Source organism: Exiguobacterium sp. HSB13, assembly GCF_056764755.1.
Genome location: NZ_JBUZOM010000001.1, coordinates 1,393,561 through 1,416,431, shown reverse-complemented (window position 1 = coordinate 1,416,431; position 22,871 = coordinate 1,393,561). Strand labels below are relative to the sequence as shown.

The 22,871-nt window shown below is 46.2% G+C and carries 27 protein-coding genes; 24 read left to right on the top strand and 3 right to left on the bottom strand.

What is annotated here, in order from left to right; genetic code table 11:
* Positions 1-321 precede the first annotated feature (321 nt).
* The 9 genes from cyoE to ACZGCQ_RS07630 all read left to right on the top strand — a co-directional run bounded on the left by cyoE (position 322) and on the right by ACZGCQ_RS07630 (position 7,615).
* The gene (gene cyoE, locus ACZGCQ_RS07670) at positions 322-1,254 is read left to right on the top strand and encodes a heme o synthase (RefSeq protein ID WP_023468830.1); all 933 of its coding nucleotides are present in this window, start codon (positions 322-324) and stop codon (positions 1,252-1,254) included.
* 64 nt (positions 1,255-1,318) lie between these two features.
* The gene (gene coxB / locus ACZGCQ_RS07665; RefSeq protein WP_081834728.1) at positions 1,319-2,350 is read left to right on the top strand and encodes a cytochrome c oxidase subunit II; all 1,032 of its coding nucleotides are present in this window, start codon (positions 1,319-1,321) and stop codon (positions 2,348-2,350) included.
* A gap of 35 nt (positions 2,351-2,385) precedes the next feature.
* Positions 2,386-4,254, top strand: a complete 1,869-nt coding sequence (gene ctaD, locus ACZGCQ_RS07660; protein WP_029342162.1) for a cytochrome c oxidase subunit I — start codon at positions 2,386-2,388, stop codon at positions 4,252-4,254.
* A gap of 1 nt (position 4,255) precedes the next feature.
* Positions 4,256-4,885 (top strand): cytochrome (ubi)quinol oxidase subunit III, encoded by a 630-nt coding sequence (locus tag ACZGCQ_RS07655; protein WP_029342161.1) that lies wholly within the window; start codon positions 4,256-4,258, stop codon positions 4,883-4,885.
* Position 4,886: 1 nt separating this feature from the next.
* Complete coding sequence (locus ACZGCQ_RS07650) at positions 4,887-5,216, top strand: cytochrome C oxidase subunit IV family protein (RefSeq protein WP_029342160.1); 330 nt, start codon at positions 4,887-4,889, stop codon at positions 5,214-5,216.
* Positions 5,217-5,347: 131 nt separating this feature from the next.
* The gene (gene ctaG / locus ACZGCQ_RS07645; protein WP_023468825.1) at positions 5,348-6,253 is read left to right on the top strand and encodes a cytochrome c oxidase assembly factor CtaG; all 906 of its coding nucleotides are present in this window, start codon (positions 5,348-5,350) and stop codon (positions 6,251-6,253) included.
* A gap of 18 nt (positions 6,254-6,271) precedes the next feature.
* The gene (locus tag ACZGCQ_RS07640) at positions 6,272-6,733 is read left to right on the top strand and encodes a DUF420 domain-containing protein (RefSeq protein ID WP_023468824.1); all 462 of its coding nucleotides are present in this window, start codon (positions 6,272-6,274) and stop codon (positions 6,731-6,733) included.
* 12 nt (positions 6,734-6,745) lie between these two features.
* The gene (locus tag ACZGCQ_RS07635) at positions 6,746-7,351 is read left to right on the top strand and encodes an SCO family protein (protein ID WP_029342158.1); all 606 of its coding nucleotides are present in this window, start codon (positions 6,746-6,748) and stop codon (positions 7,349-7,351) included.
* Positions 7,352-7,357: 6 nt separating this feature from the next.
* Positions 7,358-7,615 carry a hypothetical protein gene (locus tag ACZGCQ_RS07630; protein ID WP_214726942.1) on the top strand — a complete coding sequence of 86 codons (258 nt, stop codon included), beginning with the start codon at positions 7,358-7,360 and terminating at the stop codon, positions 7,613-7,615.
* A 147-nt stretch (positions 7,616-7,762) separates the two neighbouring features.
* Here the strand turns inward: ACZGCQ_RS07630 and ACZGCQ_RS07625 are convergent, their stop codons facing one another.
* Both ACZGCQ_RS07625 and ACZGCQ_RS07620 read right to left on the bottom strand, forming a co-directional pair.
* On the bottom strand, positions 7,763-8,113 hold the full coding sequence (locus tag ACZGCQ_RS07625) for a YugN family protein (RefSeq protein WP_023468821.1): 351 nt from the start codon (positions 8,111-8,113) through the stop codon (positions 7,763-7,765).
* A 110-nt stretch (positions 8,114-8,223) separates the two neighbouring features.
* On the bottom strand, positions 8,224-8,970 hold the full coding sequence (locus tag ACZGCQ_RS07620) for an ATP-grasp domain-containing protein (protein ID WP_235609831.1): 747 nt from the start codon (positions 8,968-8,970) through the stop codon (positions 8,224-8,226).
* 122 nt (positions 8,971-9,092) lie between these two features.
* On the opposite strand from ACZGCQ_RS07620, the gene ACZGCQ_RS07615 reads away from it, so the two are divergent.
* Genes ACZGCQ_RS07615 through ACZGCQ_RS07595 form a run of 5 tightly spaced genes read left to right on the top strand, consistent with a single transcriptional unit; the run spans position 9,093 to position 11,929 of the window.
* A complete protein-coding gene (locus ACZGCQ_RS07615; RefSeq protein ID WP_029342155.1) occupies positions 9,093-9,533 on the top strand; it encodes a YlbF/YmcA family competence regulator in 441 nt (146 codons plus the stop codon).
* A 24-nt stretch (positions 9,534-9,557) separates the two neighbouring features.
* Complete coding sequence (locus ACZGCQ_RS07610; RefSeq protein WP_023468818.1) at positions 9,558-9,815, top strand: YlbG family protein; 258 nt, start codon at positions 9,558-9,560, stop codon at positions 9,813-9,815.
* 46 nt (positions 9,816-9,861) lie between these two features.
* Entirely contained in the window at positions 9,862-10,443 is a 582-nt protein-coding gene (gene rsmD / locus ACZGCQ_RS07605) for a 16S rRNA (guanine(966)-N(2))-methyltransferase RsmD (RefSeq protein ID WP_214726951.1), read from the top strand.
* Positions 10,440-10,931 carry a pantetheine-phosphate adenylyltransferase gene (gene coaD / locus ACZGCQ_RS07600; protein WP_029342153.1) on the top strand — a complete coding sequence of 164 codons (492 nt, stop codon included), beginning with the start codon at positions 10,440-10,442 and terminating at the stop codon, positions 10,929-10,931. Before rsmD ends, coaD begins: the two co-directional genes overlap by 4 nt.
* Positions 10,931-11,929 carry a SepM family pheromone-processing serine protease gene (locus tag ACZGCQ_RS07595; RefSeq protein WP_481265970.1) on the top strand — a complete coding sequence of 333 codons (999 nt, stop codon included), beginning with the start codon at positions 10,931-10,933 and terminating at the stop codon, positions 11,927-11,929. Before coaD ends, ACZGCQ_RS07595 begins: the two co-directional genes overlap by 1 nt.
* Here the strand turns inward: ACZGCQ_RS07595 and ACZGCQ_RS07590 are convergent.
* Positions 11,902-13,053 carry a tRNA(Met) cytidine acetate ligase gene (locus tag ACZGCQ_RS07590; RefSeq protein WP_481265969.1) on the bottom strand — a complete coding sequence of 384 codons (1,152 nt, stop codon included), beginning with the start codon at positions 13,051-13,053 and terminating at the stop codon, positions 11,902-11,904. The genes ACZGCQ_RS07595 and ACZGCQ_RS07590 overlap by 28 nt on opposite strands.
* Before the next feature lie 171 nt (positions 13,054-13,224).
* On the opposite strand from ACZGCQ_RS07590, the gene ACZGCQ_RS07585 reads away from it, so the two are divergent.
* The 10 genes from ACZGCQ_RS07585 to mraY all read left to right on the top strand — a co-directional run bounded on the left by ACZGCQ_RS07585 (position 13,225) and on the right by mraY (position 22,840).
* Positions 13,225-13,734, top strand: a complete 510-nt coding sequence (locus tag ACZGCQ_RS07585) for a YceD family protein (RefSeq protein ID WP_235504895.1) — start codon at positions 13,225-13,227, stop codon at positions 13,732-13,734.
* A gap of 46 nt (positions 13,735-13,780) precedes the next feature.
* Positions 13,781-13,954 carry a 50S ribosomal protein L32 gene (rpmF, locus tag ACZGCQ_RS07580; RefSeq protein WP_012370841.1) on the top strand — a complete coding sequence of 58 codons (174 nt, stop codon included), beginning with the start codon at positions 13,781-13,783 and terminating at the stop codon, positions 13,952-13,954.
* Positions 13,955-14,037: 83 nt separating this feature from the next.
* Complete coding sequence (locus tag ACZGCQ_RS07575; protein WP_481265968.1) at positions 14,038-14,847, top strand: ketopantoate reductase family protein; 810 nt, start codon at positions 14,038-14,040, stop codon at positions 14,845-14,847.
* Positions 14,844-15,200, top strand: coding sequence for a DUF3397 domain-containing protein (locus ACZGCQ_RS07570; RefSeq protein ID WP_481265967.1), 357 nt, complete (start codon positions 14,844-14,846; stop codon positions 15,198-15,200). The genes ACZGCQ_RS07575 and ACZGCQ_RS07570 overlap by 4 nt, the downstream gene beginning before the upstream one ends.
* A 29-nt stretch (positions 15,201-15,229) precedes the next feature.
* Positions 15,230-16,792 carry a bacillithiol biosynthesis cysteine-adding enzyme BshC gene (gene bshC / locus ACZGCQ_RS07565; RefSeq protein ID WP_481265966.1) on the top strand — a complete coding sequence of 521 codons (1,563 nt, stop codon included), beginning with the start codon at positions 15,230-15,232 and terminating at the stop codon, positions 16,790-16,792.
* 161 nt (positions 16,793-16,953) lie between these two features.
* Entirely contained in the window at positions 16,954-17,892 is a 939-nt protein-coding gene (gene rsmH, locus ACZGCQ_RS07560; protein ID WP_029342146.1) for a 16S rRNA (cytosine(1402)-N(4))-methyltransferase RsmH, read from the top strand.
* Between the two features lie 13 nt (positions 17,893-17,905).
* On the top strand, positions 17,906-18,292 hold the full coding sequence (gene ftsL / locus ACZGCQ_RS07555; protein ID WP_023468808.1) for a cell division protein FtsL: 387 nt from the start codon (positions 17,906-17,908) through the stop codon (positions 18,290-18,292).
* Positions 18,293-18,357: 65 nt separating this feature from the next.
* The gene (locus ACZGCQ_RS07550; protein WP_481265965.1) at positions 18,358-20,427 is read left to right on the top strand and encodes a penicillin-binding protein; all 2,070 of its coding nucleotides are present in this window, start codon (positions 18,358-18,360) and stop codon (positions 20,425-20,427) included.
* A 108-nt stretch (positions 20,428-20,535) separates the two neighbouring features.
* Positions 20,536-21,855, top strand: a complete 1,320-nt coding sequence (locus tag ACZGCQ_RS07545; RefSeq protein WP_481265964.1) for a UDP-N-acetylmuramoyl-tripeptide--D-alanyl-D-alanine ligase — start codon at positions 20,536-20,538, stop codon at positions 21,853-21,855.
* 22 nt (positions 21,856-21,877) lie between these two features.
* Complete coding sequence (gene mraY / locus ACZGCQ_RS07540; RefSeq protein ID WP_050677532.1) at positions 21,878-22,840, top strand: phospho-N-acetylmuramoyl-pentapeptide-transferase; 963 nt, start codon at positions 21,878-21,880, stop codon at positions 22,838-22,840.
* Positions 22,841-22,871 lie beyond the last annotated feature (31 nt).

Genomic DNA, 22,871 nt, shown 5'->3' with positions numbered 1-22,871 from the left:
TGGACACCACCTTTCTAAAAAAATACGAAATACATGGATTTCCATAGGACTAGTATCGCACAAAAAGTACTGAAAGGGTTGCAATCTTTTAGAACAACGCTATTCTAGTATTAGGTAAATATGGTGAACTGTGATGAAAATCACATAGATTTCACATTTTGTTCATTATGTCGAAAGTATTTTCATACGTCACGGTCCTGAATATGTGGTATCTTTTATAGAGAAAAGGGCGTTTCGTGGCATGTCTGTGTTATTTCTGTGAAGAAATTACGTGAAGCTTAGGTGCTAAACGGAAGCAGACGGTGAAAAGGAGGGAACAGCATGGCGAAAGTTACTGGAGAGGCACTGGATATGGCGATTGAGCAAGCAGATCAGCCCACATTCAAGGACTATATTACCCTAGCAAAAATGGGGATTGTCCGTGCCAATCTGATTACGGTCTTCGCAGGGTATGTCGTAGCGGCATCGTACATAACGGATGATGTCCTGTTGTATTTATGGCAAACCAAGTGGATGTTACTGTGGACGCTTCTCGGGAGTGGATTGGTCATTGCCGGAAGTTGCTACCTCAATAACTACATTGACCGGGACATCGATTACAAGATGGAACGGACGATGGGAAGACCAAGCGTTACTGGGAAGATGGATGGACAACGGATACTCGCACTAGGACTCGGTATTCTTGCGACCGGTACGGTATTGTTGTTGATCGTCAACCATGTGGCGGCAGTGTTCGGATTGATCGGGTCATTCGTTTACGTCGTGATTTATACGATGTGGTTAAAGCGGACGCACACGATCAATACAGTCGTAGGTGGTATTTCAGGAGCTGTGCCACCAATCATTGGATTTGCGGCAGTCACTCCGACGCTTCACATTGATGCGTGGATTTTATTCCTCATCATGTTCGTGTGGCAACCACCACATTTCCTTGCACTCGCGATGCGACGGACAGAGGAGTATCGGGCAGCAGGTATCCCGATGTTACCTGTCGTAAACGGATTCGCGATCACGAAACGACAAATTGTATGGTGGATTGCAGTACTCATTCCATCATCACTCCTCTTAGCACACTATGGCATCATCTACATGATCGTCATGGCATTGCTCGGTGGATATTGGCTCTATATGGGACTGAAAGGTCTGAAGATCCAAGATGAACAAGCCGAAATCAAATGGGCGTCGAAGATGTTCTTCTTCTCACTCTTTTATTTCACGGCTTGGATCGTGACGGTCGTACTCGTTTCTCTCTAAAACGATTTGACATAATTCACGTACACCATTACGAAAGACAAAATTGGGGACAAAGAAAGTGGGGATGGTTGTGAAAAAATCAGTAAAAATGCTCTTCCGGCTTCTTCCAATCGGCTTGATGGCACTCATGTTATCAGGTTGTGGAATTCCGGAATTGTCTGCGCTACAGCCTCGCGGAGAAGGCGCTGAGATGCAACTTGAGATCATCAAGCTTAGCTTGTGGGTCATGTTGTTCGTCCTTGCGATCGTAGCCGTCATTTATATTTACGTACTTATGAAATTCCGTCGTAAATCAGGTGATAACACGGTTCCGAAGCAAGTTGAAGGGAACCATACGCTTGAAATCATCTGGACAGTCATTCCGATTCTTCTCTTGATCGTTCTTGCAATTCCGACGATCAAAACAACGGTTGAACTCGCAGATGCAAAAGAAGCGAAGAAAAACGAACAAATCAACGTTACAGCAAATCTCTACTGGTGGGAGTTCGAATACCCAGACAAAGGTGTTTCAACAGGACAAGAACTTGTCATCCCAGTCGGTAAACGTGTTGCTGTTAACTTGACGTCTAAAGACGTCATTCACTCATTCTGGGTACCAGCTCTTTCTGGTAAAACAGATACGAACCCAGGTCTTGAAAACGAAATGTGGTTACAAGCAAAAGAAGCAGGCACTTACTACGGTAAATGTGCTGAGTTGTGTGGTCCTTCCCACGCATTGATGGACTTTAAAGTCGTTGCGATGGAACAGGATGACTACGATCAGTGGTTGAAAGACATGAAATCTGCAAAAGAAGCAGAAACGAAACAGCTCGACAAAAAGAATGAAAAGAACTGGACGACTGGCGAGAAAGTCTATGCTCAGAACTGTCTCAGCTGTCATGGTGGCGGAAAAGTCGCACCTAGCTTGACGAACTTCGGTGACCGTCAACGTATCGCGGGTTACCTCGATCATGATAAAGAGAACCTCGAAAAATGGATTCGCGATCCTCAAAAAGAGAAACAAGGTACGAAAATGCCTGGATTCTCTGAAGATCAGATCAGCGATGAAGAATTGAGCGAATTGGCAGATTATCTATTGGACAAAAAGCTCCAATAATTTTTTAAGGGGGAATCATAGTGGGGACACATACTATGGGTATGCCGCAGAAAAAAAGCGGCATCATGGACTGGCTAACGACAGTCGACCATAAGAAAATCGGGATTCTCTACATCATGTCTGGATTGTTCTTCCTTCTGGTCGGTGGCGTAGAAGCCCTAATGATTCGTTTTCAATTGATTAAACCGATGAACGATTTCGTCAGCGGTGAACTCTTTAACCAATTGATCACGATGCACGGTACGACGATGATCTTCTTGGCAGCGATGCCGATGTTGATTGGATACATGAACGCTGCAGTACCGCTTCAAATCGGGGCACGTGACGTTGCGTTCCCATTCTTGAACGCACTTGGATTTTGGTTGTTCTTCTTCGGTGGAGTCTTACTGAACCTCTCTTGGTTCTTCGGCGCTGCACCGAACGCAGGATGGACAGCGTACGCACCACTTTCTACAGTTCCTGAATCTCTTGGTGTAGATTTCTACGCTTTAGGTCTTCAGATTTCTGGTTTCGGTACACTTATGGGGGGGATTAACTTCCTCGTTACGATTTTGAACATGCGTGCACCAGGTATGAAACTGATGCGGATGCCGCTCTTCACATGGACAGCATTCGTTGCTTCTGCCTTGATCGTTTTCGCATTCCCACCACTTACGGTTGGATTGTTCCTCTTGACGTTCGAGCGACTCTTCGGAGCGCACTTCTTCGACCCGGCAGCGGGCGGGAATATCGTCATCTGGGAACACCTCTTCTGGATCTTCGGTCACCCGGAAGTTTATATCTTGATCTTACCGGCATTCGGTATTTTCTCTGAAATCATTCCTACATTTGCTCGTAAGCGTCTCTTCGGTTACACGACGATGGTCTTTGCGACAATGTTGATCGGTTTCCTCGGATTCATGGTATGGGTCCACCACATGTTCACAGTTGGTCTCGGTCCGGTTGCAAACGCGATCTTCGCCGTAGCAACAATGGCGATTGCTGTACCGACAGGGGTCAAGATCTTCAACTGGCTCTTTACGCTGTGGGGCGGTAAGTTGACGTTCCCAGTCGCGATGCTTTATTCGGTCGCGTTCATTCCATCATTCCTTGTTGGTGGTATGACAGGGGTCATGCTTTCAGTAGCACCTGCCGATTATCAGTACCATGACAGTTACTTCGTAGTCGCTCACTTCCACTACGTTATCGTTGGTGGGGTAGTCTTCGGTCTCTTCGCAGGTCTGTACTACTGGTTCCCACTTATGTTCGGGAAACAGCTCAACGAGTTCTGGGGAAAAATTCAATTCTGGTTGTTCTTCATCGGCTTCCACTTGACGTTCTTCCCACAACACATCCTCGGTCTTACAGGTATGCCACGTCGTGTCTTCACGTACTTGCCAAACCAAGGCTGGGAAACAATGAACTTACTTTCATCAATCGGTGCAGCATTCATGGGCGTATCGACAATCGTTCTCGTCATCTCGATTGCAGCAGCATTGATGTCAAAAGAATATGTAAAACGCGACGTTTGGGGAGATGGACGTACACTTGAGTGGACACTTCCAGTTCCTACTCCAGAGTATAACTTCGCTCAAATTCCACTCGTCAAAGGTTTGGATACGTATTGGCTCGAAAAAATGGCAGGGAACAAAACAGTTTCTGTATCGGAAGAAGTCGGCGATATCCATATGCCGAATAACACGATCTTGCCATTCGTCATGTCAGTCGGTCTATTCCTTGCAGGTCTCGGATTCATTCTTCGCCTAGACTATGGAACTGTTGGTCTCGTCGTTGCCTTGATTGGTCTTGCGATGACATTGATCGCGATGTTCTTCCGTTCTTGGATTGACGATGAAGGATACTACATCCCGAAATCAGTCGTCGAAGAAGATCTACGCCTTGAAGCAGAAAAGGAGGCGAAGTAAGATGGGTCATCATTCAGTACCGAATAACCCGATCACGGGTATTCCGGATCATGTTGAAAAAGCAACACTTGAGGGTAAGAATAAATATGTAGCCTTCTGGTTCTTCCTTGGAGGAGAGACGACTTTGTTCGCCTCTCTCTTCGGAACATACATCGGACTTCATAACTCCGGTGCAAAAGAAGGATTACGCAGTTATGACATCTTTGAAATGGGTCTCGTCTTCATCATGACGATGCTTCTTCTCACAAGTTCATTAACAAGTGTTCTTGCGATGATGGCGATGAAACGTAATGATGTGAAGAAGATGAAAATGTGGTTGATCATCACACTTGTTCTTGGACTAGCATTCTTAGCGGGTGAGATTTATGAGTTCAATCACTACTACCACATCGGTCATACGTTCACGTCGAGTGCATTTGGTTCTGCCTTCTATACACTCGTCGGTTTCCACGGTGCGCACGTCTTGTTCGGTCTTCTCTGGATCTCGACATTGCTCATCCGGAACTGGAACCGTGGCATCACGGTCGTGAATGCGCCGAAGTACTATGTTTCAAGTCTTTACTGGCACTTCATTGACGTCGTCTGGGTCTTTATCTTCTCAGTCGTCTACCTCATGGGGATGGTGAAATAAGATGGAAAAACACGAACCGCAACTTACGCGCAATCAAATCGAGCTTGAGATGAAAGCAGAACGTGGTCGTGAGACACAACTGCAACTCATCAGTTTCGCACTCATGATTTTCTTGACGCTCATCGCTTTCGGTGCTGTCATGGCTGATCTCATGCCGCACTGGGCAGCCGGTGGTTTCTTGATCATCATGGCAATCGTTCAGGTTTATCTTCAGCTTTACATGTTCATGCATATGAACAACAAAGGCAACACATGGATCAAAGTCATGATGGGTCTTGGCATTTTCGTCGCCTTGACGATCGTTGCGACACTTCGTCTGTTGATCTGGTAAGAAATGTGACCATTCTGCTAACGTTTAGCAGGATGGTCTTTTATTTTGGAATCGTTTTATGAGAAACCTTTACAATGAAATAGGGGAACGGTAATCTTAGTTTGTAAGAGAAAGGAACGGGGTGAAAAAATATGTTAGGCAATTTAAGGGGAGCACTTTCGCAATTCGAATGGACTGTCTTATGGAGTCCTTATTATGCGTTGATACTCGTTGGATTGTATATCCTATATGCTGTCGTGACAGAAAAGTTGCGTCGTCCGGATGAGCCGGAAACAACGCTTGGGCAAAAGTTTTCGATGCTCGCGGCATTGATCGTTTTTTACATCGGTTTTGGAAGTCCGTTAGACCTGCTAGCACACATCACGTTCTCAGCACACATGCTGCAGATGGTATTCGTCTATATGGTCGCACCGCCGCTCTTGTTGATTGCGATACCAGAGTGGCTTTATAAGCGCTTGTTTGATACACCGTATCTTGGGAGGATTCTTCGCTTCTTCATCAAGCCGCTGATTGCACTTGTCGTCTTTAATGCCTTGTTTACGTTCTATCACATGCCATTTATTTTTGATTATGTCTTAACGAACTATACCGTTCACCGTCTGTTCCACGGAACATTGATTTTCTTGAGTATGACGATGTGGTATCCGATCATTGCACCGGTCAATGAGGCGGACAGCCTTTCTGACCTAAAGAAGATGGTGTACATCGTAGCGAATGGTGTGTTGTTGACACCAGCCTGTGCCTTCATGATCTTCAGTCAAAGTTTTCAGTATCAAGCGTATCAGGATCCGGCGACGTTCGCGAAAGTACTCGCTTACTGTATGCCGAACAATGATTTGAGCGGCTTGAACCTGGAACGATTGCTCGGAACGACAGATGACTTATTAGAGGACCAACGCTTTGGTGGTGTCCTCATGAAGCTCGGTCAAGAACTCGTGTATGGTTTATTTTTCGGATTAACCTTCTTTACATGGGTGCGCCGTTCAAAAAGTACTGCCGTGGATGAAGGCATGTCCTTCACACCAAAAGCGGATTAAATTGGAGGAAGTTGGAACATGAGTTATTTGCCGTTGATTTGTGTGTCGCTGATTGTCATCAGTGCGATTTTCGTAGCGATTGGCTGGTTTTTGATCGCCCAAACGCGTCGTAACATGAAAGCTCACCAAACCGTGATGACGATTGCAGCTGCACTCGCTTTATTATTCTTCATCATGTATGCCTTGCGGACGATTCTGCTTGGTAACACAGCCTTTGGCGGTCCAGAATCCGTCAAAGCCTATTACACAGGATTCTTGATCTTCCACATCCTTCTTGCGACATCTGGTGGGGTGCTCGGTTTGATGGCACTCTATCACGCGTATAAGAAGAACTTTGCACGTCACCGTAAAATCGGACCGGTTGCCTCAATCGTTTGGTTTTTGACAGCCATTACCGGTGTGATCGTGTATTGCTTATTATATGTCGTCTACGATCCAGGTGAGACGACGAACGTATTCCGGGCGATCTGGAGTCATTAAGGGGGAGCCAACTTGAAAAAGAATAGTTACTTGACGGTCGCTGCCGTCGTCCTTATCTTAGTTGCGGCAGCCGGGGGGTATTATTATTTCTTCATGAAAGAAAAGTTACCTGTCATCGCTGAACCGACGCCATTTGAATTAACGAATGCTGTAGACGGAAAATCATTCAATTCGGAAGATGGAAAAGTCAAAGTATTGACGTTCTTCTACTCGAACTGTCCTGATATCTGTCCGTTGACATTAAATGATTACCGTAAGCTTGAGAAGAAGCTTCGGAGTGAAGAATTGTATGGAAGTGACGTCGAACTCGTCGCAGTGACAGTTGATCCAAAAGTCGATACACCAACAGTCTTGAAGAAGTATGCTTCGAACTTTGAAGCAGATGCTAAGGGCTGGAAAGTATTGACGGGAGATCCAGTCGTCATCGATCGTCTGACTCGTCAGTTGAACTTCTATTACTCAAAGGCCGAGAGTGGCTTAGTGACACACGGAACACAAATGTTCATTTTGGACCGTGAGAATAAAGTACGGGCGATTTCGTCTATGGCGAAGACACCGGATGAACCGGTCGACTTAGAAGAGGTCATGTCTTCGGTCACACAATTAGCAAAGGAGTGAAGGTAGATGACGTATGAAGAGTACATGCAAGGAGATATTACCGTCTCTATTCAAGCCATCGAGGAATTACTTGCTTGTGCGATCGAAGATTATGGAATCCATCACTCCCGGATCAAACGGATGGACCGGGAAGAGATTGCATTTAGCGTAAAGGTCAGTGCACCGGCAACGTCGCTTCACGCACTTTATCTTCATGTACGCGAGCAACTTGGGATTCAGCTCGGAGACGATGTCGTATCTTATGTACAATTCGTCGCGCGTTAATAGCTGTTTCGTGTACTTTAAGGAATAACAATCAGATGGGCAGAACAGCTAATGACTTCGTAGATGATGCGAGGTCGTTAGCTTTTTTTGTTTAGAATGAAAAACAAAAAAATAGAGGCTCCTAATTGGAACCTCTACGTGTGAATCTTATTTTTCGAGTGTTTCGAGCAATGCTGCTAAACGACGTTCGCAGTCTTTGACGATTTCTGGAGGGAACGTCTCATCATACTCGACACCGTGTGGATAGTAATGTTTACCGAGAAGTGGTGTCATCATACGAACGACAGCATGGCGGTCTTCAATCTCGCCTTGGATCGCATAGACAGGAACACGCAGGTAGAATACTTCACCTGTTGATTGTTTTTCGTACTTCATGTCGTACATCGCGCGTTCATAATCCCACTGTCCTTCACGAACGAAGCGGTGATGTTCCATGATTGTTTCGAGAAGACCGAACTTCAGTTCCTTGCCTTCGATACCATATTGTTCAAACTTCATGTTTGAATCCCCCTATACCCCAGTTTGCTAGTAGATACTAGTCTTTCCAAACTATCATACCATAATGAATGAAACGATGACGTAAAAGATGTGAAGTCATTTTGAAGAATTCATGAACTTCCATATTTTCGTTCGACATATTCAAGAATCGTATCCGGTGCGTGGATACCAAGATGATTGAGTCCTTCTCCACCGAAGAAAACATTGAACTCAAGAACGTACCACTGTCCGTCACGGATGATAAGATCAAAACCAGCGTGATCGATATCGAGCTGTTTCGCGAGAGCGAGCACGAAGTCGATTGCTCCTTGTGGCACATCATCAAAATCAAGGACACCACCTTGAGCGACGTTATTTAAGAACTGAGCACCACCGACGCGCCAGTACGCAGCAAGGACTTGATCGCCGACGACGACGACACGTAAGTCTTTCTCATTCGGAATGTACTCCTGAATGTAGAACGTCTCGTGTGTATCCGTGTATTTCTTCCAGTCCATTTCATTTTTGATGAGATGGACACCTTGTCCCATTGAGCTACGGACTGTCTTAGCAACGAACGGAAACGAAAATTCTCGTAAGACACGTTCGACAGTGAATTCATTTTTTCCGTAGATGCCGGTCCGAGGGATGTTATCCGGAATGACGGTTTGAAAAATCCGTGTCATCTCAATCTTGTCATGACCTAAGTGGAACGTAGCAGCCGACGGGAAAATCGGTTTTTTCATTCCGTAGATGATCGAGTGGATTTGCCAGTATTCCGGGAACAGGACGACATCCGCCTGTTCGATTTTTTTTAAGGAATCAAAGTGATAATCTGACTTGGCATGTTCCGTCTTGATTCCAATCGTCCGGAACATATTAAAAGAGAGCAGTTGCATAAAGTTCATTCCTTCCTTCTGAACAAATTATACACAATTCAACAGGCTAGGAGGGAGAGAAATGTTATGATAAGATGGTAAAGTTAAGGAGGAGATTCGTTGTGATATATACCGATAAGACGATTGACCTCATCAACGCAGCGGAAGACCTCATTCGATCTCTCGCTCAAAGTGAAACGGGGCAAGCATATAGATGTGCGAAACAAGCACAGCAAGAGTCAGTAGAGGCACAGGCTGTCATTCGCGATTTTCATCAAGTCAAGGAGGACTACGAACTCGTACAGCGATTCGGACGGTACCATCCTGACTATCAGACGATCACGAAAAAGGTCCATGAAGTCAAACGGCGACTTGATTTACAAGAAGAAGTCGCGCAGTTTAAAAAGGCGGAAAAACAACTCGAGACGTTACTCGGACAAATCAGTCTGAAGCTCGCTGGGGAAGTATCACCGCAAATCAAAGTACCGACGGGAAATCCTTTCTTCGATCAAGGATGCGCTGGAGGTTGTTCGACCGGTGGCAGCTGTAGCTGTAGCGGATAACGAAGATGAAGGGGGTAGGCTGGCGTGATCAAGGAACGAGTGGGACTCATCGTCTATGTCAATGCGATGAAAGCATCCCGTCAATTACGCCGTTACGGGAACGTCTACTTTACGTCTAAACGTGAACGATACGTTCATCTATATGTCGATTTAGATCAACATGAACAGGTGATGGAAGTCATTTCGACTCTCCCGTTCGTCGAATCGATCAAACGTTCAGAACGACCGTTCATCACGGAGACGTTCGCGAACAAAAAAGGTAAAATGCCAGAAGAAGCATAATCCATGGAGCGATGAGGACATCCTCGTCGCTTCTTTGTTGAAAGGAATGAAGGAAATGCGAGTCATTTCAGGGGAACGGAAAGGTACACGATTAAAAGCAGTACCAGGGGATCAGACACGACCGACTACGGATAAGGTAAAAGAATCTTTATTCAACGTCATCGGTCCTTATTTCAATGGAGGACGGGCACTGGATCTGTTTGCGGGGAGCGGTGGTCTTGGGATTGAATCTCTGTCAAGAGGATGCGATGAGGCAGTGTTCGTCGACCAACACCATAAAGCTATTCAAACAATCCAAGATAACTTACGAACGACGCATTATACAAATCAAGCACGTGTTTTGAAAAAAGACGTTGCTGTCGCTTTAGCGGAACTAGCATCTGAAGAGCCGTTTAAATTGATTTATTTAGACCCTCCTTATGCAAAAGAGCGATTGACGGAACATGTCACATACATAGAGCAACATGATATGCTGACGGACAACGGTGTCATCGTCTGTGAACATGACTCTGCTGTTGAATTACCGGACCGGATCGGACGGCTAGAAGTCGTGCGTCGACTTCGTTATTCTGCTGTCATCTCGATCACATTGTACGAATTCATGGAAGCGGAGGAAGACCACGAATGAAACGAATCGCCATTTGCCCAGGTAGCTTTGATCCGATCACGAACGGACATTTAGACATCATCGAGCGTGCCGTTCCGATTTTTGATGAGATCATCGTTGCCGTACTGAATAATTCTTCGAAGCAACCACTCTTTTCTGTTCAGGAACGGATGGAGTTGATTGCCGATGTGACGTCGCACCTACCTCAAATCAAGGTGGATTCCTTTAATGGTCTACTTGTCGATTATGCGGCGGAAGTCGGTGCAACCGCGATTGTCCGCGGTCTACGAGCAGTTTCGGATTTTGAATACGAAATGCAAGTCGCTTCCATCAACAAGAAGATGAACGATCAAATCGAGACACTGTTCATGATGACGAATAATCAGTATTCCTTCTTGAGTTCTTCGATCGTTAAGGAAGCTGCCAAATATGGTGCTTCCGTTGCCGATCTCGTACCGCCTTCCGTCGAAGAGGCGCTACGTCAGAAATATACGAAAGGAGAACTGTGATGAAAGCTTGGAAACCCGCCTTAGCAGCTATCGTTGCTGCCTTGATCGTATTTTTCGTACCACTTCCTTATTTCATCTCTTATCCAGGTGATGCGACGTCGACAGAAGATTTGATCGAAGTATCTGGAGGCGACAAGGAACCGGGAGATTTGATGATGCTGACGATCGCACAACGTCGGGCCACGCCTTACTTTCTCATTGAAAGCTTATTTCTACCGTTCTCCGAAACATCAAGTGTAAGTGATTATTTGTACGACGGTGAGTCGGACGCACAGTATGAAACACGTCAGAAGCTGTATATGGAAGAAGCGCAACATAACGCAACGATCGAAGCATATGAATTGGCGAATCAAAAGGTCGATGTCGATTTTGAAGGGGTGTACGTCTCTGGCGTCATTCCCGGTGGTCCAGCCGAGGGGAAACTGAAGGCAGGGGATCGCATTACAAGTGTTGACGGAAAACCGATTACGTCATTCGAAGGTTTCATGAAGACAATTCAAGCAAAAAAAGCAAAAACAGCTGTTCCGATTCAATTCACGCGTAAATCGGAAGACAAGAAAACGACGATTCGAGTGGATCAATTATCTAAAGAGGTCAAGCGAGTCGGGCTCGGCATTTACGAACCGCTTCCGATCTCAAACGTGACGACGGATCCTGATATTGCGTTTCAGGTCGAAGGTGTCGGTGGACCATCTGCTGGAATGATGTTCACCCTTGAAATTTATGACCAATTGACGCCGGGGGATTTGGCGAAAGGGCATAAAATCGCTGGAACAGGAACGATTGAAGAAGGCGGCAAGGTAGGACCGATTGGTGGAGCGTGGCAAAAGGTCGTCGCTGCTGACGAGGCAGGAGCGGAAATCATGTTCGTGCCAGCAGGAGAGAACTACAAAGAAGCAAAACCATCCATCAAAAAACTCGGAACGAACATGAAGCTCGTTCCGATCAAGACAGTCGAAGATGCGATTGATTATTTAGAAGAACTTCCAGCAAAATAAGGGAAACGACGGTGTTCGAGCAACGCGTCGTAGCGAGCCAAGGGCAGTGCATATGCAGCTGTCACTTGGCTTTCTTTCGTTAGCCAAGGATGACTCGTAAAGGTACTGAAGACGGTAGTCCGCGTTTTGATGGTTTTGAGTGCTTGTCGTCCTCGTTCTGAAAAGGCGAGGGGACGAACAAAATTAATATGGTCGTAATCAATCCGTGCGACCTCCTCTGCTGTCGTTGAGGTCAACAGATAGATCAGGGCACGTTGCAGGCTCGTCCGCGTATAACGGCGTGTTTTGACGTAATTCAGAAAGGTATCGAACGTCGTTGCTTGTTTCGCCCCTTCGATGAGTCGTGGCGCTAACGAAGCGTCGATCCCAGCGATTCGTATCAACTCGGGTACTGGGGTTGTCAGTAGACGTTGTCGAATCCACGGATAATAGTGCGAAAAGTTGGCGAAAGAGGCGTTTGCTAAGACGTCTTCGGTTTGTTCAGGAAGTGCGAGCAGCTGACCGTGCGTTTGATGATGGGCGCGTATCGCGGTGGCGCTCATGATGTCTCCGGTTGATAAGTCGTGGTAGCCACTTCCAATCCGTTTCGTCGTGTGAAGCGATAGGGTATTTGCGGCGCGAGCGTAATAATAGCCAAGCGTATTGTTCGGTTGTGTCAAATCAAGCGTTCCTGAGACGCTCTTGAATGCTAGACTAGCGGCGTGAGCAGAAGAGAGACCAGATGCCAAACCATCGTGTAACGCTTGCTTGTAAGCAAGTGTCTCTTCGATCTGTTCCGCTGCCGCATGCAGAAAAGGTTCGATGTCTCCACACTCGCTTCCGAACGAAAGCGATTGACAGCCGATCGTCTCTGCAATCGTCACACCACCGAGTGCAAAACGATCAGCACGCTGGACAGCAAAATAGAAGGGGAGTTCAAGAACGAGATCGATGGCACCGCTCGCGACCGCTGCCTGAGCACGTGTCCATTTGTCTGTAAAGGCGGGTTCACCACGCTGCATGAACGTTCCGCTCATGATGGCGACGATGACGTCGGCATCCGTTTCCCGTCGTGCTGTCGTCGCTTGATAATAGTGTCCGTTATGAAACGGATTGTACTCTGAAATGATAGCTGTCATCCTCATGAAAACTTTCTCCTTTGCAAACCGAATTAAGTGCGGTAATATGGATAAAGACGTCCAAAAGTGTTCGTTCTCTAGCGATTTCAGTGTAAAGAAAAAACATTGACAAAACAAGATGTCCTCTCTATAATTCATATTGTTGCAATTGAGGTGATTCGGATGAAATGGTCCCTGATGCAATTGAATAAATTGCGCAATCTGGGTCAACTTCAGGTTAACGAGACGATCGAGCTCAATGAGCTAGTCGCCCTCCATCCGGATATCCGGGCGGTGCAACCTGTGCACGTTCGTGCAAATGCATCGTTTACATCGAATCAATTAATATTCAATCTTCGGATCACCGGCGAAATGACGCTTCCGGATGCCCGGACGCTAAGTGACGTCGCTTATCCATTCGAGATTGAATCCATCGAGCCATTCCTGCTCGAAGTCGATGCTGTTTCGAACGAAGCAGATGACATCAACGTACCGATCGGGAATACGGTCGATCTTCGACCGCTCGTGCAAGAATTGATTTTACTTCATGTGCCAGTGCAAGTGCATGGGGATGATGAAGAGAATCAGTTGGTTGAGGGGGAAGGCTGGACGATTCTTTCTGAAGAAGATCCAGAGGAAACCGAACCAAAAATCGATCCGCGACTCGCGGGTCTCGCTCAGTTCTTTAAAAAAGATCAGGATTCCTGATTTCTGAAGTAAAGGCGAGTGTATTTTTTCAAGGAGGTGGACAACGATGGCAGTACCATTCCGCAGAACGTCGAAAACACGCAAACGTCTTCGCCGTACTCATTTCAAACTCCGTGTACCAGGTATGGTCGAGTGCCCAAACTGTGGTGAAATGAAACTTTCACACCGCGTTTGTAAAGCATGTGGCTCGTACAAAGGTAAAGAAATCGTCAGCAAATAAGCTGATTGATCGGTATAAAAGCGACCTTCGAATCGAGAAATCGGTTTTAAGGTCGCTTTTTTCATGAAAGGGGACATGAATAGATGAATGTTGGAATCATTGGCGCGGGTGCCATCGGGTTGTTGCTTGCCTCTTATTTATCGGAAGAGCATGCAGTTACGCTTTATGTGCGACAGGAACAAGATGAGGAACGACCGATCATTCGCGATGGACAGGCGAGTCGTCTCGTACGGATCCGGAAGATTGATCGGCTCGAGTCAGAAGACTTGGTGTTTGTCGCGACAAAGTCGTATGATATAAAAAGTGTGATTCCATTCCTCAAACGGCTGACGTGTCCCGTCATGTTCCTGCAAAATGGAATGGATCATTTGAAATGGAAAGAGCAATTGCCGCATGTCTTATTTGGTGTCGTCGAACATGGTGCCATGCGTACTGCACCGTTTGAAGTTCAGCATACTGGAAATGGCCGCATCCGCTACGGCAATCAAGAGGTAGCGAACTTGTCGTCCAAGCAACTGTGCTTTGAACTTGAGTCAGATATGGAAGCCGTTTTATTGACGAAGCTATTCATCAACGTCGTCATTAATCCAGTGACGGCTTATTACGGTGTTGAGAATGGTTCCTTGTTAGAGATGCCTTATCGAGAAGAAGCCCATCAATTATTTGACGAAATGCGGACGATTTTCCCGCACCATGACATTACTTATTCCGAGATCGAGCGGATCATGAAGAATACGAGCAAAAATCGTTCTTCCATGTTACGAGATCTTGAGTATGGACGACGAACGGAAGTAGAACCGATACTTGGATACGCATTACGTCAGGCGACGACTGCGACGCCACGTTTATCTTTTTATTATGAACAGATCAAACAGAGGGAGGGTCCGCAGTGACAGTCTTCATCATTTTTCCTTTATTCAGCCTGATTGCGTTGTATCTCGTCTTTCTACTTCTATTTCGGAAACATGGGAAGGCCGTTCGATTTGCACTCGACTTTGGAACGTTCATCGTTCTGTATGCGATTCATGTTGCATTGATTGCCTTGACCGGAACAAATTACTTAGGGTGGATCGTCATCGTCGTGTTGTTGGTATTTGCGTTGAATGCGCTCTGGCAACGAATTCGTCAACTTGATGTTGATTTGAGACAAATGATTCGCCACAGTTGGCGGATCATCATCTTGCTGGCATTACCCGTCCATTTCATACTGTTCATACTCGGTATTCGTCAACTGTTCATCAGCTGACCAGTTAGGTAAGAAAGAAGGGATTTTGTTTGAAGGTACAACCATTTGAAGCCTTATACGATGATAACTCGTTGATGCATCGTGCTTCACGAGAAGAATTCTTAACATATGTCGACCACCTTGGAGAGAGTGGTTTAGCGTCGAGGAGCCGTTTGCTTGAAGAACGTCACTATCCGAATCTTGCGGCACTGACAGACGAACTTGAACGTCAAAATCCGAACATGACGGAGCGTTTGCGGGAACGTGTCGCGAAGCTTCGTACGGGTGAAGCTCAAGTTGTCATTACAGGGCAACAAACGGGTATTTTTGGCGGACCATTATATGCGATCTATAAATTGTTGACCTGTCTTAAGGTCGCGCAGCAGGCGGAAACGACACTTGGGCGGCCTGTCGTTCCGATTTTTTGGCTCGCGACCGAAGATCACGATTTTGATGAGATTAACCATGTTTACGTTCCGACAGCGGATTATCAAACGCGTAAAATCGCTGTTGCACCTACAGAATCGATTGCCCGCTCGGTCAGTCGACTCTCTTTTGATCAAGCAACACTTCTTGAAATCATCGAAGAGACATTCCGAGCAATGCCAGAAACGGTTCATACGAAACGATTAATTGCGCGTCTGAAGCAAATCGTTGAAGCGTGTACATCCTATGGGATGTTTTTCTCGCAATTGATCGGTGAATTGATCGATTATGATGTCGTCTTCTTTGATGCGGATACACATTCTGTCCGTGAACTCGAGATTCCGTTCTTTGAACGGTTGATTCAAGACAATGCGGAATTTAGACGAGCATTGACGGATGGTATTTCACAGACGCAAGAGTTACCGGATACGTTCTTGAACGAGGAAGCGGCGCATCTTTTCGTCGATGATCATGGTCGTCAGTTGCTTTATCCGACAGCAGACGGATTCGAGACGAAACAAGGAAAGCAGTATACGGAGCTTGAATTGCTCGCGTTGCTGTACGCCAGTCCGGAACGTTTCTCCAACAGTGTCGTCACACGTCCATTGATGCAGGATTACCTGTTCCCGACGCTTGCCTATATCGGTGGTCCCGGAGAATTAGCGTACTGGACACGCTTACGACCGCTCTTTCATCATCTGAATTGGACGATGCCGCTATTGATTCCCCGCATGGGCGGGTTAATCGTGCGTCATAGCGATGAAAAGCGTCTTGCTAAACTCGAGGTATCGCTCGAAGAAGTCGTCCGTTCAGGCGTTCCGATTCCGCTCTATTCAGAAGAGAAGATGACAGGACGTATGCAGACGGCAGCGATGCTAAAAGACAGTTTCGTCTCCGAGTTTCTCTCGCTCGAACAGCATTTACTGCGGACGTCGAGTAAGAGTGAGAAGGTCAAGAAACAGCTCGAACAAGCAATTGCTAGTTTGCTAGCAGAAGATCGACGTCAGTTTGATCGACAAACACGGCAATATAAAGAGACGGCTTACCATCTCCTTCCTGATGGAGCGCCACAAGAACGGGTGCATTCTGTCCTCCCGTGGTTGAATCATCATGGTCCTGATTTTGTGCGGGACTTAAGGACAGCCTATGAAGCGAATGCGAGTGATCAACTGAAGATTTTCCTCTAAACCTGCTGAAACTAGCAGGTTTTTTCGGTTTTTTAGCGAAAATTACACAAAAGTTAAATAAATCAAGGAAACTGTCTCATTTTCGTAACGTTTTCACGAGAGAATGTGATACATTGAAAAAGAGTAACGTCCTTCAAGGACAGTGAAAGGTGAGGCAGGACATGTTTGAGCATGAAACAGTATTGAAATGGGAGTCGATCGAAGGACTCGCGATTAAACCCGACGGCATTTACGTCGATTGTACATTAGGTGGAGCAGGACACAGCGAAGAGATCGTCAAGCAACTGACGACAGGTCATCTGTATGCATTTGATCAAGATGATGTCGCCCTCGCTCATGCAGCAGAACGTCTCGCGGCGTATGAAGGTCGCTTTACTTTAATAAAGAGTAATTTTGCTTATTTAAAAGAGCAGTTGGCAGCACATGGCGTCGAGAAAGTGGACGGCATCTTATTCGATCTCGGTGTCTCTTCACCACAATTAGACGAAGGGGAACGGGGATTTAGTTACAATCACGACGCACGTCTCGACATGCGCATGGATCAATCTTCTCCACTTTCTGCCTACGAAGTCGTCAATGAGTGGCCGTACAATGATCTCGTACGTATCTTCTTTACATACGGGGAAGAGAAGTTCTCGAAACAGATTGCGCGTAAAATCGAAAAAGCGCGGGAAGAGCGACCGATTGAGACGACGTTCGAACTCGTCGAATTGATCAAGGATGCGATTCCGGCACCAGCACGACGTAAGGGTGGTCATCCGGCGAAACGGACTTTCCAAGCAATTCGAATCGCCGTCAATGATGAACTGAACGTCTTTGACCGTGCGGTACACCAAGCCATTGATTTATTACGGGTCGGTGGACGTCTATGTGTCATTACGTTCCATTCACTTGAAGATCGCATGTGTAAACAAGCAATTAAAGAAAAATCATCACTACCCGAGCTGCCACCGGGGTTACCGATGATTCCCGTCGAAATGGAGCCGGAACTCCGACTCGTCACACGCAAGCCGATTACGGCTGGTGTTGAAGAGCTCGATGATAACCGTCGCGCCCGATCGGCAAAATTACGAGTTGCTGAAAAAATGAAAGAAACTTGAGAGGAGCATTCCAATGGCAGAACCACTTCGTAAATCGGTCCAAACGGTTCAACCCGTTCGTCAACAACCTGTTCAGGAACCACGAAAGACGGAAGATATCGCGCGTCGCGTCGCCGTCCGTCCGAAGTATCGCTTGTACCCCTTTGAAAAATTCTTATACAGCGCGATGATTGGTGGTCTTGTGTTATTTGGGAGTTTGACGATCAGTACGCATAACGAAGCGTATAATGTGAGCCGTGATTTAGCGAAAGAGAACCAAGTCACACAATCACTCAAAAAAGAAAACGAACGTTTACAACTAGAGGTCACGAACTTAAGCTCTCCGGAACGGATTTATAAGATTGCAAAAGAACAGGGTCTTGATATGCGTAAAGGGAACATCAAGGTGATTCCTAAATGAATCCACTGAAAAAATCCCGTTGGAGAGTAGCCTTTATCATGGTGATATTTGCTACTCTCTTTTTTGTGTTCATTGGCCGATTTTTGTATTTAGCAACGACAAAACAGTTCCATGGTGAAGATATGATTGCATACGCGGAAAAGAAACGATGGGAGTCTCAAGAAACGCTTGGAGCAGAACGTGGCGAGATTTTCGACCGTCTCGGTTCCCCGATTGCGATCAACATTCCATCCTATCATCTGATTGGCGTTTATCGACTGGGTGGTGTCAAAGATCCAGATGAGACGATCGTCGATTTTAAAAAGACGGCTGAGGGTCTTGCGCCGATTCTTGGGATGACGACGAAGGAACTGGAGACCTATCTGATTGAAAACAAAGACCGTTCTCAAATTGAGTTCGGAAAAAAAGGAAATGATTTGACGCTTGATCAAAAAGAGAAAATCGACAATCTGAAGCTTCCTGGCATCCGGATGATTGAAGAGCCGAAACGATACTATCCGAACGGTATCTTCTTGTCTGATACACTTGGGTTCGTTCAAAAGATCACCGAGGAAAATGGTCGGGTCGCTTTACAAGGTCAGATGGGAATCGAGAAGCAGTATGATAATGCTTTAAGTGAATCTTACGGAGCTCGTGTCTTTGAAAAGGATCGTAGCGGTAATCCGTTGATTCAAGGTGCGTCACGTGTCTCGAACGAACCAAAGGATGGATCGAATCTCTATTTGACGATCGATCATCGAATCCAACAGTCACTTGAAAAAGAGATGCAAAAAATGTACAACACGTACAAACCGAAAAATGCGACAGGTATCGTCATGGATGCGAAGACTGGTGAAATCCTCGCCATGGCGGATCGTCCCTCGTTCAACCCGAATTTACGTGATATGAAAGATTTCACGAATTTTGCCGTCTCGTCACGATTCGAGCCAGGTTCGACGATGAAAATCTTTACGCTCGCAGCGGCGATTGATGCGGGAGTGTTCCGTCCGAATGAGATGTATAAATCGGGTAGTTATAACTACAAAGGAACGGTCATCAAGGATTATAATGATGTCGGTTGGGGAACCATCCCGATGATTGAAGGGGTCTATCACTCCTCAAACGTCATGTTCTCGAAGTTAACAGCAGAAAAACTTGGGATCGAACGGTATAAAGAATACTTTAAGAAGTTTCATTTTGACCAACGAACGGGTATAGACATCTCGGGAGAAGTAAATAGTCAATCTGACTTGTCTAAACCGTTGAATGCGCTCATCACCTCATGGGGGCAATCGACTGCGGTCACGCCGATGCAATTGCTTCAAGGAGCGACAGCAATCGCTGGAGACGGCGAGATGGTCAAACCGCATATCATCCAAAAAGCGGATCATACGGATAAGGCACCATACCGAGCGAAAACAGAAGTCGTCGGTAAACCGATTTCTGCTGAAGCGGCAAAAGCAACACGCGAAGCACTCGACGGTGTCGTCAACAGTAAGCTTGGTACAGGTCAAATGTATAAGTTGAAAGACTACCGAGTCATTGGGAAGACCGGTACGGCTCAGATTTCTGAGAATGGAAAGTATATTCAAGGACAATTCATTCACTCGTTCATCGGTATGGCCCCGAAAGATGATCCGGAATTGATCATGTACATCGCGGTCGATCGTCCATCGAAAAACGAATCATCCGTCTCTGGTCCGCTCATCATGAGTCCTGTGTTCAAAAGTGTCATGAATACGGCACTACAGTATCGTAGCATCCAACCGGAAACGCAAAAGGATTCAGTGGATGTCAAAGCGAAAATCACGCCAAGTTATATCAAGAAGAGTGCTCGACAAGCGACTGACCTAGCAAAAGAACAAGAGGCAGTTGCGATCATCCTAGGCGATGGTGCTGAAGTCGTTTCGCAGATTCCATCCCGTGGACAGGAATTCGTCAGCGGAGAACGTGTCTTGCTGAAAACATCAAATACGTTTAAGATGCCGGATTTGACCGGTTGGTCGCAACGAGACGTCAAAAAGCTTGTCAGCTTATATGATTTGAAGCTCGACGTCATCGGTAAAGGTTTTGTAACCAAACAATCGGCTCGAACTGGTACACTAGTGAAGGAAAATGGAAAGTTGACGGTCGAACTAGCTGAACCTAAAGAGTAACGGTAGAGCAAGTTTCCTGATTTCTACAGGAAGACGAGGACGAACAGGAGTCATTCGTTGACTTTTGCATTCGTCCTCTTTTGCTGTCATCGAATGGAGGTATATATCATGTTAACAATTACGCAACTCGCTGAATGGTTACATCTCGATGTGAAAGATAATCGTATCGTTCGTCATTTTGCAACGGATTCACGCGCACAACTTGAAGACGGTCTCTATGTTCCGATTCAGGGAGCACGCGTCGATGGTCATCGATTCCTTGAAGGTGCAAAAAATCAAGGAGCGATCGTCACCTTATGGAAGAAAGGCATTGATCGACCAGATATCGATGTCGTTTTCTTGGAAGTTGATGAACCATTGGTTGCCCTGCAACAAATCGCAAAACGATACTTAATGCAGATTGCGCCAAAAATCGTCGCCATCACTGGATCAAATGGGAAGACGTCGACGAAGGACATGGTCGAAAGCGTACTCAAGACGACGTTTAAGACACATAAAACTCAAGGAAACTTCAATTCGGATATCGGAATGCCGTTAACGATTCTCATGATGCCGGCTGATACGGAAGTCGCTGTGCTTGAGATGGGAATGAACGGATTTGGCGATATTGAATTCCTTTCAAATCTAGCTGAGCCAGATATTGCGCTCGTCACGAACATCGGCGAATCGCATGCGGAGCAAGTCGGTGGACGCAGTGGCATCGCTAAAGCGAAGCTTGAGATTCAATCCGGACTCAAGCCAGGTGGTCATTTATTCGTTGATGGTGATGAACCACTTCTCGCAGAAGTCCAAGCGGAAAAAATCGGCTATCAGATCGGAAATACGTACCGGATCGAAACGAAGGAAGCAACGTTCTTTGGGACGACATTTACTTACGATGGAACCGATTTTCACTTACCTGTGCTAGGTAAACACCAAGTTCGAAATGCAGCATACGCGATCGCGACAGCACGTGCACTTGGCGTGACAGACGCCCGGATTCAAGAAGGTTTCGATGCTGTTGAATTGACACCGATGCGGATGGAACGACTGCTCTTTGAGGAGACTGCAGTCATCAATGATGCGTATAACGCGAGTCCGACATCGATGAATGCGGCGATAGAGACCGTCACTGCGCTGGAAGGGTATACGACACGCGTTCTCGTCCTCGGCGATATGTATGAATTAGGGGACCAAGAACGATTATTACATGCCTCGGTCGGAAAGCGGATTGCGTTACCCGTTTCGCATGCTATCCTAGTAGGGGAGAAAGGCGCGTGGATTGCTGAAGGAATCAGCGACCCGTCTGTTCAAATCCAATTCGCAGCAACTGTCGAGGAGGCTGCAAAACGATTGCGTCCGCTGCTCGGAGAACGAACAATCGTCTTATTGAAAGCGTCACGTGGGATGGCGCTCGAACGGATATTAACCTATCTGAACGAAAACTAATTTTTGAAAAAGGGTGTCTGCTATGATCACATTATTCATCAGTCTTATTCTTGCATTTCTTGTTGTACTACTTGTCATGCCAAAGGCGATTCCGTTTCTACACCAATTGAAGTTCGGTCAGGAAATTCGGGAAGAAGGACCGCAATGGCATCAGGTCAAATCAGGAACACCGACAATGGGTGGAATCGTCATTCTTGTCGCGATGATCGTCAGCGTTCTCGGTGCAGTTGTCATGGGCGATCTATCGACAACACAATTATCGTTACTGTTTTTAACACTTGCTTATGGCGTGATCGGCTTCATTGATGATTACATCAAAGTCGTCAAGAAACGTAATCTTGGTCTGAATTCGAAACAAAAATTAATTGGACAAATCGTCGTCGGATTGTTATTCGTCTGGTTGAGTGGTGGATTTACGAGTGATGCGACGTATCTATCGATTCCATTTACAGATTTTGAACTTGATTTCGGTATCGTCTATCCGTTCGTTGCCTTGTTCTGGTTAGTCGGATTCTCAAATGCAGTCAACTTGACGGATGGTCTAGATGGTCTCGTGTCGTTCACAGCGATTCCAACATTCTTGTTCTTCGGATTATACAGTTGGTTTATCGCGGATGAAGTCGGCGCTGCTTGTTTTGCTTTCTCAGCAGTCGGTGCATTGATCGGATTCCTGTTATTCAATGCGCACCCGGCGAAGATCTTCATGGGAGATACGGGTTCACTAGCACTTGGGGCTGCACTAGCAGGTCTATCGATTGTCTTAAAACTGGAATTACTACTCGTCTTAATCGGTATCGTTTTTGTTGTCGAGACATTATCAGTCATTCTACAAGTCATCTCCTTTAAGACGACAGGGAAACGAATTTTCAAAATGAGCCCAATTCACCACCACTTCGAAATGGTCGGTTGGAGCGAATGGCGGATCGTCGGTACATTCGCAGGAATCAGCTGTTTGATGGCATTCATCGCCTATCTATTCGTGTAATAAAAAAGAAGAGAGAAAGTGAGCGATTCAA